This is a genomic window from Acidovorax sp. SDU_ACID1 (assembly GCF_045291395.1).
Lineage (GTDB): Bacteria > Pseudomonadota > Gammaproteobacteria > Burkholderiales > Burkholderiaceae_C > MR-S7.
Window position 1 is genome coordinate 392,485 of sequence record NZ_CP152342.1, and the last position, 17,864, is coordinate 410,348.

General features: G+C 70.7%; 8 protein-coding genes, 1 tRNA gene and 4 pseudogenes. 6 read left to right on the top strand and 7 right to left on the bottom strand.

Features of this window, described 5'->3' with window-relative positions; all coding sequences use genetic code 11:
- Positions 1–74 precede the first annotated feature (74 nt).
- A tRNA-Sec gene (locus tag AAG689_RS01860) sits at positions 75–166 on the bottom strand.
- 7 nt (positions 167–173) lie between these two features.
- Positions 174–2,095, bottom strand: a pseudogene (gene selB / locus AAG689_RS01865) (selenocysteine-specific translation elongation factor).
- A gap of 206 nt (positions 2,096–2,301) precedes the next feature.
- Between selB and AAG689_RS01870 the strand changes: the two are divergent.
- The 4 genes from AAG689_RS01870 (at position 2,302) to AAG689_RS01885 (ending at position 7,049) form a co-directional block, all read left to right on the top strand.
- Positions 2,302–3,165, top strand: coding sequence for a helix-turn-helix transcriptional regulator (locus AAG689_RS01870; protein WP_406624523.1), 864 nt, complete (start codon positions 2,302–2,304; stop codon positions 3,163–3,165).
- 111 nt (positions 3,166–3,276) lie between these two features.
- Positions 3,277–5,376 carry a TonB-dependent siderophore receptor gene (locus AAG689_RS01875; RefSeq protein WP_406624524.1) on the top strand — a complete coding sequence of 700 codons (2,100 nt, stop codon included), beginning with the start codon at positions 3,277–3,279 and terminating at the stop codon, positions 5,374–5,376.
- 66 nt (positions 5,377–5,442) lie between these two features.
- Positions 5,443–5,841 (top strand): cupin domain-containing protein, encoded by a 399-nt coding sequence (locus tag AAG689_RS01880; RefSeq protein ID WP_406624525.1) that lies wholly within the window; start codon positions 5,443–5,445, stop codon positions 5,839–5,841.
- Entirely contained in the window at positions 5,838–7,049 is a 1,212-nt protein-coding gene (locus tag AAG689_RS01885) for a RhtX/FptX family siderophore transporter (RefSeq protein WP_406624526.1), read from the top strand. Before AAG689_RS01880 ends, AAG689_RS01885 begins: the two co-directional genes overlap by 4 nt.
- An 86-nt stretch (positions 7,050–7,135) precedes the next feature.
- On the opposite strand, the gene selA is transcribed toward AAG689_RS01885, so the two are convergent.
- From selA to fdnG, 5 genes and pseudogenes are all read right to left on the bottom strand, one after another.
- Positions 7,136–8,554 carry an L-seryl-tRNA(Sec) selenium transferase gene (gene selA / locus AAG689_RS01890; protein ID WP_406624527.1) on the bottom strand — a complete coding sequence of 473 codons (1,419 nt, stop codon included), beginning with the start codon at positions 8,552–8,554 and terminating at the stop codon, positions 7,136–7,138.
- A complete protein-coding gene (gene fdhE, locus AAG689_RS01895; protein WP_406624528.1) occupies positions 8,551–9,507 on the bottom strand; it encodes a formate dehydrogenase accessory protein FdhE in 957 nt (318 codons plus the stop codon). The genes selA and fdhE overlap by 4 nt, the downstream gene beginning before the upstream one ends.
- A gap of 83 nt (positions 9,508–9,590) precedes the next feature.
- Positions 9,591–10,211: pseudogene (locus AAG689_RS01900) on the bottom strand (formate dehydrogenase subunit gamma); the annotation flags it as partial.
- Positions 10,208–11,136, bottom strand: a pseudogene (gene fdxH, locus AAG689_RS01905) (formate dehydrogenase subunit beta). The pseudogenes fdxH and AAG689_RS01900, both read right to left, overlap by 4 nt.
- A 10-nt stretch (positions 11,137–11,146) precedes the next feature.
- Positions 11,147–14,213 (bottom strand): annotated as a pseudogene (fdnG, locus tag AAG689_RS01910) (formate dehydrogenase-N subunit alpha).
- Positions 14,214–14,420: 207 nt separating this feature from the next.
- Between fdnG and fdhD the strand changes: the two are divergent.
- Positions 14,421–15,287: a formate dehydrogenase accessory sulfurtransferase FdhD gene (fdhD, locus tag AAG689_RS01915; RefSeq protein WP_406624529.1), complete on the top strand. Its 867-nt coding sequence runs from the start codon at positions 14,421–14,423 to the stop codon at positions 15,285–15,287.
- A gap of 42 nt (positions 15,288–15,329) precedes the next feature.
- Entirely contained in the window at positions 15,330–17,849 is a 2,520-nt protein-coding gene (locus AAG689_RS01920; protein ID WP_406624530.1) for an ABC transporter permease, read from the top strand.
- Positions 17,850–17,864: the final 15 nt, after the last annotated feature.

Below are 17,864 nucleotides of genomic sequence, written 5' to 3' on the forward strand. Positions count from 1 at the left end.
GATTTGGTGCTGAGTCTTCCGCTGTACCTTACGCGACTCCTCCGTCGCCAAGGTGCGGAAGTGGTAAAGAGGGGCGGAAGGGAGAGGGAGTCGAACCCTCCGACCACGCGTGGCGCAGTCCACCGGGTTTGAAGCCCGGGCGCCCCACCAGGGACGCTTCCCTTCCATCAAATTCAATCCCCGCCCTCGAACAGCGGCGTGCCGGGACGCAGCAGGTGCGTGTCCTTCACACGGCGGGTGAAACCCACGCGGTCGAAGAACTCCAGCAACTGGATTGCCCGCTTGCGGCCCAGGCCGGTCGCGTCGCGGAAGGCCGCGGCCTGCACCGCCTCGCCATCCGCCATGCATTCGCGCGCGATGGCCGCCAGGCGCTCGACCGTCGGCAGTGGATAGTACAGGTCTTTGACCACCTGAAAGACCTCGCCGCGCCGTGCGAGGCTCGCGAGCGTCTGGCGCACCAGGGTTTCGGCGGCGCCGGTGTCCTGGGCGAGGGTGCGGACCCAGGGCGGGTCGAAGCCGCCCTCCAGCAGGGGGGCAGGATCTGCTGGGCGAGTTGCTCCTCGGCAGCGTTCATGCGCGCGGCGTGCTCGGGCAGGTGCAGCCAGTGGCCGCTGCGCACGAGGGCCTGGGTGGCAGCCAGGTCTTCGATCGTGTGCTGCCACAGCGCATCGCCCGCGCGTGGCGCGGCCAGGCGGCGCAGGCGGCGCATGTCGGGGCCGATCTCCTCGGGGCTGGCGGCGTGGAAGGCGCGCAGGCGCTCCAGCACCTGCGTCTGCAGCGCCTGCAGCGCGGCGGGCGCGATGGCGAGGGCGTCGCCCGCGATGCGGATGGCGTCCGCGGGCAGCGGCAGGTCGCCCGGGCCGGGCAGGGCCTCGGCGCGGGCGGTCTGCGCGAGGTCCAGGCCCAGGGGGGCGTGTTCCAGCAGCGCGGCAACGCGTGCGGCGCGGTCGGGCAGGGCCTGTGCGGCGAGCTGCGCGAGGCGCTCGGGCGTCTTGCGGTAGCGCTGCGGCGCGAACGGGTCGAGCACGCGCACGCCGGCCACGGTGCGCGTGGCCGAGGCATCGCGCAGCACGCCCCGGTCGCCATGCCATGCGGCCACGGTGCCGTGCAGCACGAGCTGGGCGAGGGCGGTGCCGCCGGGCGCGAGCGTGTCGCAGTCCAGCAGCACGATGCTGCCGGTCACGTCGCTGGTGCCCAGGTGCACGTGCACGGGCGTGCCGGAGCGCAGCGCCTTGGACTCGTCGGCCCAGAGCTGGCATTGCACGTCGATGCGCGTGGTGGCCAGGGTGATGGACGGCGCGCAGGCCCAGTCGCCGCGGTGCACCTCGTCCTTGGCCACGCCCGCGAGGGCGAGGGCACAGCGCTGGCCGGTGCGCGCTTCTTCGGCTGGCTGGTTCTGGGCATGGATGCCGCGCACGCGCACGCTGCGGCCTTGCGGAGCGAGGCCCAGCTCATCGCCCACGCGCGCCGTGCCGCTGGTCACGCTGCCGGTGACCACGGTGCCCACGCCCGCGAGCGTGAAGGCGCGGTCGACGGCAAGGCGGAAGGCGCGTGCGCTGTCCTGCAGGCTGGCGGCGCCGGGCGGCCGGGCACTGGCGAGCAGGTGCAGGCGCAGCGCCTCCACGCCTTCTCCAGTAACGGCGGAGACGGGGAACATGGGGGCCTCCGCCAGCGCTGTTGGCGCGAGCAGCGCGTGCACCTCGGCCTGCACCTCGGCCAGCCGCGCGGCGCGTGTGGCGGGGTCGAGCCGGTCGATCTTGGTGATGGCGACCGTGCCCTGGGTGACGCCCAGCAGCGCCACCACGGCCAGGTGCTCGCGCGTCTGCGGCATCACGCCGTCGTCGGCAGCCACGATGAGCAGCGCATGCGCGATGCCCGTGGCGCCTGCGAGCATGGTGTGCAGCAGGCGCTCGTGGCCCGGCACGTCCACGAAGCCGAGCGATGGCCCGCCCGGCGCGTGCAGGTAGGCGTAGCCGAGCTCGATGGAGATGCCGCGCCGCTTTTCCTCGGGCAGGCGGTCGGTTTCCACGCCGGTGAGCGCGCGCACCAGCGAGGTCTTGCCGTGGTCGATGTGGCCTGCGGTGCCGATGATCATGGGTTTGCTATCTCTTTCGTAGCTGGTTGCGCTTGTGCGGTAACCGCTGGAGGCTGATTTTTCTCATGTTCTCCAGCGGCAGCGGTGCTCATGCCAAGTATTGCATCGGCCAGAGGCGGATGCTGCGCTCGCCATACCCACCCACAAGAATTTGCAGGATGGAGAATAATCAAGAATCATTCTTATTTGAATCATCCATTCGACACATGCCCCTTTCCCCTGCCGACCCCGCCTACGGCTGGCAGTTGCCCGCCGTCGCGCCCCAGGTGTCGCTGGCCGGCGGCGTGCTGCGTTTCGATGCGCCCGCATGCACCACCGAGGTGGTGGAGCCCGGCTTCAAGCTCGTGCTGGTGCTGGGCGGGCAACTGCGCTACCAGCTGCGCGAGCGCCAGGCGGTGCGCGTGCAGGGGCCGGCTTTTCACCTGAGCCTGAACAGGGAACCCTTCACCGTGCGGCACGAGTTCGACCCCGCCGCCGCGCTCGAATACGTGGCCGTGCGCATGCCGGCGGCGTCGCTGGCGCAGTACTTCGGCATCGACGCCGACTGGCTGGCGCGGCGCGCCTCGGGCCAGCGCGGCATGGTGCTGGACCAGCGCGCCGACCGCGTGCTGCAGGGGCTGGGCCGGCAGATGCTGATGTGCCCCTTGCAGGGCGCGGCGCGCCGGGTCTACCTGGCGGGCAAGGCCCTGGAACTGGCGGCCACCGTGATGGCCGGGCTGGAGCAGCGCGGCGGCCCGGCCGGTGCCAGCCCGCTGCGCGCGCACGACGTGCGCCGCCTGCGAGCGGCCCAGGACATCCTGCGCCAGCGCCTGAACGATCCGCCCTCGCTGCCCGAACTGGCGCGTCTGGCGGGCACCAACGTCAACAAGCTCACCACGGGCTTTCGCCAGCTGTTTGGCTGCAGCGTGTACGAGTTCGTGCGCGAGCAGCGGCTGGAGCTGGCCTACCGGCTCATCGCCGCCGGGCACGGCAGCGTGGCCCAGGCGGCGCAGGCCTGCGGCTACACCGACTCGCACTTCACCAAGGTGTTCCGCCAGCGCTTCGGCGTGGCGCCGAGCGCGCTGCGCTGACGCCGTTACTTCCGCGATCGCCAGCCAAACTTCCGCCATCGCCAATCCGGAGGGCCGTGGCTTCCTAGACTTTGTTGAGATTGATTCTCATCAAAAAAGGAGGCGCGATTCATGGCGCAAGGATTCAGACAGGGTCGCTGGCGGCCCGTGGCGTTCGCCGCCGCGTTGGCGGCCCTGGGCGTGCAAGCGCAGGAGCAGGAACCTGCCGCCACGCTGCCCGGCGTGGAGGTGACGGCGGCGCCCGAGGTGGGTACCCCGCTGAACCGCCTCACGCCCACGCTGCGCGAGACGCCGCAGTCGCTCACGGTGATCGACGCCGGGCGCATGCAGGAGCAGAACCTGCGCACGCTCGACGACGTGATGCAGCAGTCGCCCGGCGTCACGGTGCAGCCCTACCAGCAGCTGACCACGGGCTACTACGCGCGCGGCTTCAAGATCGACGCGTTCCAGCAGGACGGCGTGCCCGTGCTGCTGGGCGGCACCGCCAGCGCGCCGCAGGACATGGCCATGTACGAGCGTGTGGAAATCCTGCGCGGCGCGGCGGGCCTGCTGGCGGGCGCGGGCAACCCGTCGGCCACGGTGAACCTGGTGCCCCGGCGGCCCCCGCGCCAATTCGGCGGCAGCGCCTCGCTGGGCGCGGGAAGCTGGAACCGCTACCGCGCCGAGGCCGACGTGGGCGGCCCGCTGAACGCGGCGGGCACGCTGCGCGGCATGGTGGTGGCGAGCCACGAGGACCGCGATTTCTTCTATGACGTGGCCACGCAGAAGTCCACCAACGTCTATGCCATCGCCGAGCTGGACGTGGCCCGCGCCACCACGCTGAGCCTGGGCGCGCACCAGCAGCGCATCCGCTCGGTCACCAACATGTCGGGCGTGCCTTTCTATGCCAACGGCCAGCCCCTGGGCCTGCCGCGCTCGGCCTTCCTGGACGTGGCCTGGGACCGCTTCGACTGGGACAACACGCGCGTGTTTGCGGGGCTGGACCACCGCTTCGGCAACGGCTGGGCGTTCAAGCTCAACGCCAACCACCTCTCGGGCGACTCGACGCTGAAGTACGCCGGGGCCAACGGCGCGGTCGATCCGGCGACGCTGGCCGGTCCCAGGCTCACGGGTGCGGCCTATGCCTTCGACAGCGCGCAAAGCAGCATCGACGGCTACGCCAGCGGCCCGTTCACGCTGCTGGGCCGCCAGCACGAGCTGATGGTGGGTGGCAACTACCAGAAGACCCGCTTCGAGCAGTTCCAGGCCAGCCTGACCCCCGCGCCCAACGCGCCGGTGGACGTCTTCGGCTGGAATCCGCACGGCGTGCCCGAGCCCGCCACCGGCGCCTACGGCTCGCGCGGCCCCACGCGCACCACGCAGTCGGGCCTGTACGCCATGGGCCGCTTCAGCCTGGCCGACCCGCTCAAGCTGATCGTGGGCGCGCGCGTCAGCCGCTGGGAGCAGGGGACGGCGTCGGGCACGTCGCGCATCAGCGGGCAGTTCACGCCCTACGGCGGCGTGGTCTATGAGCTCACGCCGCAGTGGTCCGCCTATGCGAGCTACGCGCAGATCTTCCAGCCGCAGACCCAGCGCACCTGGGAGGGCAGCGTCATCGACCCGATCGAGGGCACGAACTACGAGGCAGGCGTGAAGGGCGAACTGGCCGACGGGCGCCTGAACGTGTCGCTGGCCGTGTTCCGCATCCGCCAGACCAACCGCGCGCAGCAGGACCCCGACCACCCGTGCGCGGGCGCCGCGTGCTACTACGTCAACAGCGGCGAGGCCGTGAGCCGGGGCTTCGAGGCCGAGGCCACGGGCCGCCTCACGCGCGACCTGAGCGTGCAGGCGGGCTACACCTACAACACCACCGAATACGTGCGCGACGCCGCGCTCGCGGGCCAGCCGCTGGCGCGCTTCGCGCCGCGCCACATCCTGCGGCTGTGGGCCAATTACACGCTGCCTATCGACGAGCGGCGCTGGACGCTGGGCGCGGGCCTGCAGGCACAGAGCGACTACTCGGCCGTGTCCGGCAGCGTCACGCAGCGCCAGGGCGGCTACGGGCTGGTGAACCTGCGCCTGGGCTACCGCCTGGGGCGCAGCACCACCGTGGCGCTCCATATCAACAACCTGCTCGACCGCACGTACTACCAGAGCCTGTCCGGCCTGAGCTGGAACAACCGCTACGGCGAGCCGCGCAGCGCCATGCTGACGCTGCGCACCACGTTCTGAATGCAAGCCCAATCCGGCTCCAGCGCTTGTCCATCCAGCGCTGGCAGCTATCAATTCCATACCGACATGACATTTTCCGAACCCCGGCCCCAGGCACTGGACGGCCGCCTGATCGCCCTGCACCCCGGCGCGCATGCCGAGGGCCTGGACTTCGCCGCGCGCGGCCGCACCGACGCCGACTGGATCATCGGCATAAAGGCCGTGAGCGATGGCGCCTCGGTGCATGCAAACCACTGGGAACGGCATCCGCGCGGCGAGGAGGTGCTGGCGCTGCTCGACGGCCGCGTCTGCGTGATCCTGGACGGCGACGCAGCCCGTCCCGCGTGCGAAGTGCCGCTGGCGGCAGGCCAGATGCTGGTGGTGCCGCGCGGCACCTGGCACCGGCTGCGCGTGGAGCAGCCAGGCCGCCTGCTGTTCGTCACGCCCAGCCAGGGCAGCGAGCACCGCCGCGTGGAGGCCGCATGAACACCACCGCGCACCGTTGGCTGCTGGTGGCCGCGCTGTACTTCGCCCAGGGCATTCCGCTGGGTCTGGCGATGGAGGCGCTGCCCGCGCTGCTGCGCCGCCAGGGCGCGCCGCTCACCAGCCTGGCCTTCCTGCCGCTGGTCGGGCTGCCCTGGGTGCTCAAGTTCCTCTGGGCCGCGCCCGTGGACAACCACTGGAGCCCCGCGCTGGGGCGGCGGCGCAGCTGGATCGTGCCCATGCAGGCGCTGGTGCTGCTGTGCCTGCTGGCAGCGGCGGGCCTGGGCGTGTCGGGCGCAAGCGCGCCGGCCATCGTGGCGCTGGCGGCCATCGGCTCGCTCGCCAGCGCCACGCAGGACATCGCCACCGACGGCTTCACGGCCGAGCACTTCAGCGGCCCGGCGCTGGCGCGCGCCAACGCGCTGCAGGTGGGCGGCACCATGGCCGGCTTCTTCTTCGGCGGCTCGGGCTGCCTGCTGCTGACCGGCCTGCTGGGCGTGCGCGGCGCGCTGGCCGTGCTGGCGCTGCCCGTGGCCGCGAGCCTGCTGCTGGCGCTGGCCTGGCGCGAGGGCGTGGCCTGGCCCAAGGCGGCCGGGCGTCTGCCGCCGGCGCGGCTGCGGCACTTCATCGCCCGGCCCGGCGCATGGCCGCTGCTGCTGGCGGCGGCGCTGTCGGCCATGGCGGCGGTCACGGGCTACGGCCTGTCCAAGCTGCTGCTGGTGGATGCGGGCTGGGCGCTGCAGGACGTGGGCCGCGTGGGCATGGTAGGGGGCGGCATCACGGTGCTGCTGGGCTGCGGCGGCGGGGCGTGGCTGGCGGGGCGCACCGGCGCACGGGCGTTGTTCGCGCTGGGCATTGGCGCCTCGGCGCTGGCGGCGGCGCTGTGGCTCTGGCTGGCGGGGCAGACGCCCGCGCTACCCGTGGCGGGCGTGTGGGCGGCCACGGCGCTGGGCTGCTTCGGCGCGGGATCGGCCTCGGTGGCGGTGATGACGCTGGCCATGGCCTTCGCGGCCCGGGGCGGGCAGGCGGGCACCGACATGACGGCGGTGCAGAGCGCGCGCGACGTGGGCGAGATCGCCACGTCGTCCTCGCTCACCGGGCTGGCCGCGCACGCGGGCTATGCGGGCAGCTTCGCCGCGGGCCTGGCCGTGGCGCTGGCGGCGCTGGTGGTGGCGGCGCGGCTGGGCGGTGGACGGGGGCGGGCGGGGTAGGGCGTTGCCGCTATCGCCTGGGTGCTATTAAATCAAGAGCTGTTAGCGCTTACCTCATAAGCGCTGGAGGCTGATTTGGCTTGAACTCACGCCTGTGCGAGCGCATCGGCGAGCGCGGGCAACTGCGCCGTGAAGGCGGGCACCTCGGGCGCTTCCAGGCAGCGCAGGTCGAGCCAGAGCGCGTCGCTGGCGATGTGGCCGATCACCGGGCGGGGCAGGGTGCGCAGCGCGGCTTCGAGCCGGGCGAGGGCGCGGCCCGCGCGCTTCGGGGTTGCGGGCGCGATGGCCAGGCCGTGGCTCGGTAGCGTGTCCACGGGCAGGGCGCCGCTGCCGATCTGGCTGAACAGGGGCGCGGCGCGCACGGTGTACCCGGCACCCACGGCGGCCTGCAGCGGGGCCAGCAGTTGTTCGGCCTGCGCGCGCATGTCGGCTCGCGGGCGGGTGAACAGGCGCAGCGTGGTCAGGCGTTCGGGCAGGCGTTCGGGCGCGAGGTACAGGCGCAGCACGGGCTCCAGCGCGGCCAGCGTGAGCTTGCCGACGCGCAGCGCGCGCTTGAGCGGGTTCTTCTTGATCTTGGCGATCAGGTCCTTGCGGCCCACGATCAAGCCGGCCTGGGGGCCGCCGAGCAGCTTGTCGCCGCTGAAGGTGACGATGTCGGCGCCCGCGCCCACCACGTCGCGCACCGTGGGTTCGTGGGGCAGGCCCCATTGCGCCAGATCCACCAGGGTGCCGCTGCCCAGATCGACGGCCAGCGGCAGGCCGCGCGCGTGGGCGATGGCCGCCACCTCGGCCTCGGGCACGCTCTTGGTGAAGCCGGTGACGGCGTAGTTGCTACAGTGCACCTTCATGAGCAGCGCGGTGCGCTCGGTGATGGCTTCTTCGTAGTCCTTGGCGTGGGTGCGGTTGGTGGTGCCCACTTCGACGAGGCGCGCGCCTGCGCGGCCCATGATGTCGGGGATGCGGAAGGCGCCGCCGATCTCCACGAGTTCGCCGCGCGAGACGATGACTTCCTTGCGCGGCGCGAGGGCGTTGAGCGTGAGCAGCACGGCCGCCGCGTTGTTGTTGACCACGGTGGCGGCCTCGGCGCCGGTGAGTTCGCGCAGCAGGTCGGTGATGAGGTCGTCGCGGTCGCCGCGCCCGCCGGTGGCCAGGTCGAATTCCAGGTTGGCCGGCGTGGTGAGCGCCTGCACCACGGACTGCACGGCGTCGTCCGGCAGCAGGGCGCGGCCCAGGTTGGTGTGCAGCACCGTGCCGGTGAGGTTGAACACGGCCTTGAGGCGTGGCGCGAAGCGATCGGCCAGGTGCTGCTGTGCCCGCGCGGCGATGGCTTCGGGCGCGAGGTGCTCGGCGGCGGCCTCGCCCGCGAGCGCTGCGGGGCGCAACTCGTCGAGTGCGGCGCGCACGGCGGCGGTGGTGGACGACGCGCCGTACTCGGCCGACAGCGTGCGCGCCAGCGGCGTGGAGAGCACGCGGTCCACGCCGGGCAGGCGGGCGGCCGTGTTCATTCGGCGGGGCCTTCGGACATGGGCAGCAGCGGGTTCATGCTGGCGCGGGCGTAGTCGGTCTCGCCCATGAGCAGGTCGAGCAGCAGCGTGGCGAGGTCGTCGGCCAGGGGCTCGGCAAGCGGGTCTTTTTCCTGGTTGGCGATCTTGCGGTAGGTGTGGCACTGGTCGCAGGTCTCGGCCAGCACCACTTCGTCCTTCGGGCCGTCCTTCTGGTCGCTGCCTTCGCTTTGCATGCCCTGGTAGCGCACGCCTTTGGTCGATTCGCAGTGCGTGCACTTGACGCGCACCATGTGCCATTCGGTGCAGCAGACGCCGCAGTGCAGGTAGCGCAGGCCCGCTTCGCGCCCGCCGATGCGCAGCACGCTCGCCACGGGCGCACTGCCGCACACGGGGCAGATGGTGGCGGGGTCGGTGTAGGGCACGTCGCTCTCTTGCAGGCGGCTGGCGCGGTCTGCGAAGGTGACCTGCAGCGCGGCCATGACGATGGGGGCGGCGGCCAGGTCCTGCGGCTCGGTGAGCAGGCCGACGAGCACGCGGCGGGCGAGGGTGTCGCGCTCATCAAAGGGCATCGTGCGCAGGGCCTGCAGCGTGGGGTGCAGCGCCTCGGGCACCTCGGTGGCGCCGTCGAGCGCCGCGAGCAGTTCGTCGAGCACGCGGTGCCAGGCCGGATCGACGTGGCTGGCGGCGGGCAGCAGGGGCATGGAGTGCTCCTGCGCCTGGGCGATCAGTGCAGGCTCGGGCGCGGCGGTCTGCACCGTGCCCGCGGCCTGCTGCTGGGCGCGCACCAGGCGGGCGAGAAAGCGCAGGTAGTCGCCGATGGGGTTGCCCTCGGCCTTTTGCGCCAGGCGCGCGGCACGGTCGGCGAACAGGCTGGCCGGCTGGGGCAGGCGGACGCGGGGCAGGTTGGTGCGATCGAGGGCTTCGATCTCGCCGGGTTGAAGAATGCGTTGCACGAAATCAGGTCTCCAGAAATGAAACTGCCGCCGGGCCGTGGATGCGGCCGGGCGGCAGATAGGGCGGGCGCGGCGGGCTGGCTATTGTCGCCCGTTACCTTGCGGTACCAGCCGCGGTGGTGCTGCTTGGCCCAGGCGCGCGTGACGGTGCCGTAGAGCATGGCGCGGATGGTGCCGCGCGTCCAGATGGCGGCGTACACGTGCAGGATGATGAGGCCGATCATCCACACCGCAGCGATGGCATGCACCACCGACGCGATGCGGATCACGGTGATAGGCGGCGCCCACCATGCGCGCCACATGAGCGCACCGGTGACGACGATCAGCAGCATGCCGATCACCAGCCCCCAGAACAGCACCTTCTGGCCGCCGTTGTACTTGCCCTGCTCGGGCATGGCGTGGTCGTTGCCGTCCACCATCTTGTCGACGTTCTTGAGCCATTCCACGTCGCGCTGCTCGATGAGGTTCAGCCGCCAGAAGCGGAAGAACATCATGACGAAGAACAGCGCCATCACCACCCCGATGTAGGGGTGCAGGATGCGCGTCCACGGCCCGCCGCCGAACAGCTGCGTGAGCGGGAAGAAGGCCGGGTGGAAGAACGCCAGGCCCGAGAGCGCCAGCAGGATGAAGCAGATGCCCACGATCCAGTGGTTGGCGCGTTCGCCTGCCGTGTAGCGCTGCAGGTCGCGTGGATTGCGTCTCATGGCAGGTTCTCCTTCTCAAGGGCTTCGGCCTCGCGGTCCTTGCGGTCCATCTCGTCCTCCAGTTCCTTGGAGACGTCGTTGGGCCCCTTGGTGATGTAGTGGAACAGGCTGCCTACCGCGGCCACGCCCAGCGCAGCCATGGCGAGCGGCTTGGAGACGCCCTTCCACAGGCCGACCAGCGGACTGATCTTCGGCTCGTCGGGCAGGCCCTGGTAGAGCGAAGGCTTGTCCGCATGGTGCAGCACGTACATGACGTGCGTGCCGCCCACGCCGGCCGGGTCGTACAGGCCCGCCTCGGCGAAGCCGCGCTCCTTCAGGTCGGCGATGCGCTCCTCGGCATGGTCCTTCATCGCCTTCTTGGTGCCGAACACGATTGCGCCGGTGGGGCAGGTCTTCACACACGCGGGTTCCTGGCCCACGGCCACGCGGTCGGAACACAGGGTGCACTTGTACGCCTTGTGGTCCTTCTTGCTGATGCGCGGCACGTTGAACGGGCAGCCGGTGACGCAGTAGCCGCAGCCCACGCAGTGCTCCTCGTGGAAGTCCACGATGCCGTTCGTGTACTGCACGATCGCGCCGGGCGAGGGGCAGGCCTTGAGGCAGCCCGGGTCCTCGCAGTGCATGCAGCCGTCCTTGCGGATCAGCCACTCCAGGTTGCCGCTGGCCTCGTTCTCGTATTCGGTGAAGCGCATCACCGTCCACGCGTTCTCGGTCAGGTCGTTGGGGTTGTCGTAGACGCCCACGTTTACGCCCGGCTCCTGGCGCAGGTCGTTCCACTCCATGCAGGCGGTCTGGCAGGCCTTGCACCCGATGCACTTGGAGACATCGATGAGCTTGGCCACCTCGCCCGCATGGGGGAGCGCGCCTGCGGCGCAGGAGTGGTGGTGGCGGAGAGGCGCTTGATATCGAGGGATTGCAATGACATCGTGGCCTCCTTACGCCTTCTCGACCTTCACGAGGAAGGTCTTGAATTCCGGCGTGTTGGTATTGCCGTCGCCCACGAAGGGCGTCAGCGTGTTGGCGAGGAACCCGGGCTTGGTCAGCCCCTTGAACCCCCAGTGGATGGGGATGCCCACGTGGTGCACGGTCTTGCCCTCGATCTTCATCGGCTTGATGCGCTTGGTCACCACCGCCACGGCCTTGATGTAGCCGCGCTTGGAGCTGACCTTGACGCGGTCGCCCGCGGCGATGCCCAGTTCCTTGGCCAGCGCCTCGCCGATCTCCACGAACTGCTCGGGCTGCGTGATGGCGTTGACCAGCGCATGCTTCGTCCAGTAGTGGAAGTGCTCGGTCAGGCGGTACGTCGTGCCCACGTGCGGGAACTCGTCGGCCTTGCCGAAGGTGTCCCAGATGTTCTTGAACACCCGTGCGGCCGGCGAACTCGTGGCCTTGGGGTTGTTCGGGTACATCGGGTTCAGGCCCACGGGCGTGTCGAACGGCTCGTAGTGCGTGGGGAATGGTCCCTCGTTCATGCCCTTGCGGGCGAAGAAGCGTGCCACGCCCTCGGGGTTCATGATGAACGGGCCGTTGCCGGTCTCGGGCGCGATGCCCAGTCCGGTGTCGGGCACGTCGTAGCCGCCCCAGGCCTTGCCGTTCCACTCGACGAGCTTGCGCCTCGGGTTGAACGCCTTGCCCTGCAGGTCGGCCGAGGCCCGGTTGTAGAGCACGCGGCGGTTCGCCGGCCAAGCCCAGGCCCAGTTCAGCGTGTTGCCGATGCCCGACGGGTCGGAGTTGTCGCGCCGGCCCATCTGGTTGCCCGCCTGCGTCCATGCGCCGGCATAGATCCAGCAACCGCAGGCCGTAGTGCCGTCGTCGCGCAGCTCGGCGAAGCCGGAAACCTGCTGGCCCGCGGGGCGCAGCACCTTGGTCGGGTCCTTGGGATCGACCAGGTCCACCAGCGCCTTGCCGTTGTACTCCTTGGCGATCTCCTCGGAGCTGGGGTGCGCAGGCTGCGCGTACTTCCAGTCCAGGTTGACGATCGGGTCGGGGAACGCGCCGCCGTCCTTCTGGTAGAGGGCCTTCAGGCGCAGGTGCAGGGCCGACATGATGGCCACGTCGGTCTTGGCCTCGCCCGGCGGCTCGGCGGCCTTCCAGTGCCACTGCAGCACGCGCGAGGAGCTGACCACCGCGCCCTCTTCCTCGGCGAAGCAGGTCGTGGGCAGGCGGAACACCTCGGTCTGCACGGAGGCCGTGTCGATGTCGTTGTACTCGCCGTAGTTCTTCCAGAACTCCGACGTTTCCGTCGCCAGCGGGTCCATGACCACCAGGAACTTGAGCTTGGCCAGGCCGTCGCGCACGCGCCCGCTGTTGGACAGCGCCGCGATCGGGTTGAAGCCCTGCGCGATGTAGCCGTTGACCTTGCCTTCGTTCATGAGCTGGAAGATCTGCAGCATGTCGTACTGCTTGTCCAGCTTGGGCAGGTAGTCATAGCACCAGTTGTTCTCCGCCGTGGCATTCGCCCCGAAGAAGGACTTCATGAGGCTGACGTGGAACTTGGGGTAGTTCTGCCAGTAGCTCATCTGGCCCGCGCGCAGGGGTTTCTGCGTGCGCGAAGTGACGTAGCCCTGGTAGTCCTGCTCCTTCTCGTTCGGCAGCGTCAGGTAGCCCGGCTGGCTGGCCGAGAGCAGCCCCAGGTCCGTCAGGCCCTGGATGTTGGAGTGCCCGCGCAGCGCGTTCATGCCGCCGCCCGCCACGCCGATGTTGCCGCACAGCAGCTGCACCATGGCGGCGCAGCGCAGGATCTGCGCGCCGATGGAGTGCTGCGTCCAGCCCAGCGCGTACATGATGGTCATGGCGCGGCCGGGCACGGCGGTGCTGGCGATTTTCTCGCACACGTGCAGGAACTTGTCCCTCGGCGTGCCGCAGACGCTCTCCACCTTCTCGGGCGTGTAGCCCTCGTAGTGCTTCTTCATGAGCTGGTACACGCAGCGCGGGGTGCTGCAGCGTGGGGTCGGTCTTCACGAAGCCGTCTTCGCCCAGCTCGTAGTCCCAGCTCTTCTTGTCGTAGGTGCGCTTTTCCTCGTCGTAGCCCGAGAAGATGCCGTCCACGAACTGGTAGTCATCGCGCACGATGAAGCTGAAGTCCGTGTAGTTGTGCACGTACTCGTGGTGGATCTTGTCGTTCGACAGGAGGTAGTTGATGACCCCGCCGAGGAACACGATGTCGCTGCCCGACCGGATGGGGGCATAGAAATCGGCGACCGAGGCCGAGCGGTTGAAGCGCGGATCGACCACCATGAAGTGCGCCTTGTTGTGCGCCTTCGCTTCGGTCACCCACTTGAATCCGCAGGGGTGCGCTTCGGCGGCATTGCCGCCCATGATCAAAATAACGTCCGCGTTCTTGATGTCGACCCAATGGTTCGTCATCGCTCCACGGCCAAACGTCGGGGCAAGACCTGCCACCGTCGGGCCGTGTCAAACACGGGCTTGGTTATCGAATGCCAGCAGGCCCCAGGAACGGGCCACTTTGTAGGTGATGTAGCCGGCTTCGTTGCTCGACGCCGATGCGGCGAGCATGCCGGTGGTGAGCCAGCGGTTGACGGTCAGGCCGTCGTCCGTCTTGGCCTGGAAGTTCGCGTCGCGGTCGTCCTTGAGCAGCTTGGCGATGCGGGTCAGCGCGTCGTCCCACGACAGGCGCTTCCACTCGTTGGAGCCCGGTGCGCGGTACTCGGGGTACAGCAGGCGGTTGGGGCTGTTGATGAAGTCCAGCAGGCCCGCGCCCTTGGGGCACAGCGTGCCGCGGTTGACGGGGTGGTCGGGGTCGCCCTCGACGTGGATCACCGAGAGCTTGGAGTTCTTGCCGCCGTCGCCCAGCGCGTACATCAGGATGCCGCAGCCGACCGAGCAGTAGGTGCAGGTCTGGCGGGTGACGGTGGTGGCGGCCAGTTTGTACTGGCGGACTTCGGCAAGCGCGGTAGCGGGCGAGAAGCCCATGGCGACCAGGCTGGAGCCAACCAGCCCTGCGCCGCTCACGCGGAAGAAATGCCGGCGGTTCATGTCCATGACGGAACCTCCTGTCGTGGGGGAGTTGTTTGTGGGGTCATCTTGGTTGCAATGCCTCTGCAAAGACTACAGGGTTAGCCCGTAGTCCGCCCTCGGCGCGGTTCCCTCTCAACCGGGCGCGCGACCATGGGCGAGCCGATCATAGTCAGCAGCGCTATACCCCAGTAACGGACTCGGGGGAAGGGGCTTGGCTGGTATGGTGCGCGCATGCCGATCCCCGACACGCCCGCGACCTCCGACACCGCCTTGCCGCTGCCGCCCCTGGCGCCCGTGCACGCCCACCAGTGGCGCAGCGGCGGCGGCGCGGCCGCGCAGCCGGTGGAAGTGGCGGCCGAGGTGCCGGTGGCCCTGGTCTTCAACGGCATCTCGCACGCCGTGATGATGGCCACGCCGCAGGACCTGGCCGAATTCGCGGTGGGCTTCGCGCTGAGCGAAGGCATCGTGGAGCACCCCTCGGACTGCCGCGACGTGGAAGTGCTCACCCACGCCGTGGATACGCCCGATGCGAGCTGCGCCGTGCACATGGAGATCGCCCCGCGCCAGTTCGCCCGCCTCAAGGAACACCGCCGGGCCCTGGCCGGGCGCACGGGCTGCGGCGTGTGCGGCATCGACAGCCTGCAGGCGCTGGACCTGCATCCCGAGCCCCTGGCCGCGCCCGCCTGGCGCGACGGCCTGGATGTGGACACCATCCTGCGCCCCTTCGCCACCCTGGGCGCGCGGCAGGCGCTCAACGCCCGGGCCGGGTCGGTGCACGCGGCCGGCTGGGCCACGCCCCAGGGCGAACTCACCGACGTGCTGGAGGACGTGGGCCGCCACAACGCGCTGGACAAGCTGTTCGGCCGGCTGGCGCTGGCGGGTCGCCTGGGAGAGCCCGGCTTCGTCGTGATGACCAGCCGCACCAGCTACGAGCTGGTGCGCAAGTGCGCCCGCATGGGCGTGCCGGCCTTCGCCACCATCTCGGCGCCCACCTCGCTGGCGCTGCAACTGGCGCAGGAGGCGGGCATGCACCTGTGGGGCCTGTGCCGCCCCCCACCGCATTGCGCTACGTCTGAATCATTGCTACTGTTTCAATAGCTGCTTGCGCTTGATGGATAAGCGCTGGAGGCCAAAAGCACCATGAAACCCTCCTCACTCACCCTGGGCTGGCGCACGCTGTGGCGCGATCTGCGCGCGGGCGAGCTGCGCCTGGTGATCGTGGCCGTCACGCTGGCCGTGGCCGCGCTCACCTCCGTGGGCTTCTTCGCCGACCGCCTGCAGGGCGGCCTGGCGCGCGACGCGCTGCAGTTGCTGGGCGGCGACGCGGTGATCGCCAGCGACAATCCCACGCCCGAGGCGTTCGTGGCGCAGGCGCGGGCGCTGGGCCTGGCGGGCGCCACCACGCTGAACTTCCCCACCATGGCGCGCGCCGACGACGCCCAGGGCGGCGCCAGCCGGCTCGTGGCGCTCAAGAGCGTGGAGCCGGGCTACCCGCTGCGCGGGCGCCTGCAAACCACCGCCGACCCCGCGCGCCCCGGCCAGCCCACGCGGGACATCCCCGCGCGCGGCGAGGCCTGGGTGGACGCGCCCCTGCTCGAATCGCTGGCGCTGCGCCTGGGCGACGAGCTGCTGCTGGGTGACGCGCGCCTGCGCATCGCCCGCATCCTCACGCTGGAGCCCGACCGGGGCGCGGGCTTCCTCACCTTCGCGCCGCGCGTGATGGTCAACGCGCTCGACCTGCCCGCCACCGGCCTGGTGCAGCCGGCCAGCCGCATCACCTACCGCTTCGCCGTGGCAGGCGAAGCGCGCGCCGCGCAACGCTTCACCGCCTGGGCCAAGGACGCCGCCACCCGGCCCGACGTGCGCGGCGTGCGCGTGGAATCCATCGACAGCGGCCAGCCCGAAATGCGCCAGACCCTGGAGCGCGCCGAGAAATTCCTCAGCCTCGTGGCCCTGCTCGCGGCGCTGCTCGCGGCCGTGGCCGTGGCGCTGGCCGCGCGCGGCTTCGCCAACGAGCACCTGGATGCCGCCGCGCTGCTGCGCGTGCTGGGCCAGAGCCAGCGCGCCATCGCCGGGGCCTACGTGGCCGAGTTCGCGGCCGTCGGCGTGTTCGCCAGCGCGCTCGGCGTGCTGCTGGGCTTCGCGGTGCACCACGTCTTCGTGCTGCTGCTGGCCGGGCTGGTGGAAGCTGGCCTGCCCGCGCCCAGCCTCTGGCCCGTGGCTTTCGGCCTGGGCGTGGGGCTGACGCTGATGTGCGCCTTCGGCCTGCCGCCCGTGCTGCAACTGGCGCGCGTGCCGCCGCTGCGCGTCATCCGCCGCGACGTGGGCGGCCTCAAGCCCGCGTCGCTGGCTGTGCTGGGCGTGGGCGTGGCCGGCTTCGCCGCGTTGCTGCTCGCCGTGAGCCGCGACGCGAAGCTGGGCGCCATCGCCGTCGGCGGGTTCGCCGCCGCGGCGCTGCTCTTCGCCCTGCTGGCCTGGGGCGCCGTGCGGCTGCTGCGGGCCAGCGTCAACGAAGCCACGGCCCCGCGCTGGCTGGTGCTCGCCACGCGCCAGATCGCCGCGCGCCCGGCCTACGCCGTGGTGCAGGTCAGCAGCCTGGCCGTGGGCCTGCTCGCGCTGGTGCTGCTGGTGCTGCTGCGCACCGACCTCATCGACAGCTGGCAGCGCGCCACCCCGGCCGACGCGCCCAACCGCTTCGTCATCAACATCATGCCCGACCAGGCCGAGGCCTTCCGCCAACGGCTCGACCAGGCGGGCGTGGCGCGCTACGACTGGTACCCCATGTTCCGCGGCCGCCTTGTGGCCGTGAACGGCCGCGCCGTGAGCCTTGACGACTATGCGGAAGACCGCGCCCGCCGCCTGGTGGACCGCGAATTCAACCTCTCCAACGCCTTCGAGGCGCCGCAGCACAACCCCATCACCGCCGGCCGCTGGACGCCCGGCGAGCCCGATGCGGTGAGCGTGGAAGAGGGCATCGCCAAGACGCTGGGCCTGAACCTCGGCGACCGGCTGCGCTTCGACATCGGCGGCGTCACGAGCGAGGCGCGCATCACCAGCCTGCGCCGCGTGGACTGGGGCTCCATGCGCGCCAACTTCTTCGTCATGTACCCGGTGGCGGACATGCAGGACGTGCCCGTCACCTACCTCGCCGCCTACCGCGCACCCGCGCAGCCCGGCTTCGACAACGCGCTCGTGCACGACTTCCCCAACATCACCAACGTGGACCTGAGCGCCACCCTGTCGCAGGTGCAGCGCGTGCTGGCGCAGGTGGTGCGCGCGGTGGAATTCCTCTTCGCCTTCACGCTCGCGGCCGGGCTGGCCGTGCTGTTCGCCGCCGTCACCGCCACGCGCGAGGAGCGCGCGCGCGAGTTCGCCATCATGCGTGCCGTGGGCGCGCGCGCCGCGCTGCTGCGCCAGGTGCAGCGCGCCGAGCTGGCCGGCGTGGGCCTGCTCGCGGGCTTCCTGGCGAGCTGTGTGGCCGTGGCCGTGGGCTGGCTGCTGGCGCGCTACGTGTTCGACTTCACCTGGACCGTGCGGCCCTGGGTGCCCCTGGCCGGCGCGCTGGCCGGCGCGCTGCTGGCGCTGGCGGCCGGCTGGTGGGGCCTGCGCGAGGTGCTGCGCCGCCCGGTGGTCGAGACCCTGCGCCGCGCGGCGGACTGATGCTATGTTTTGAAT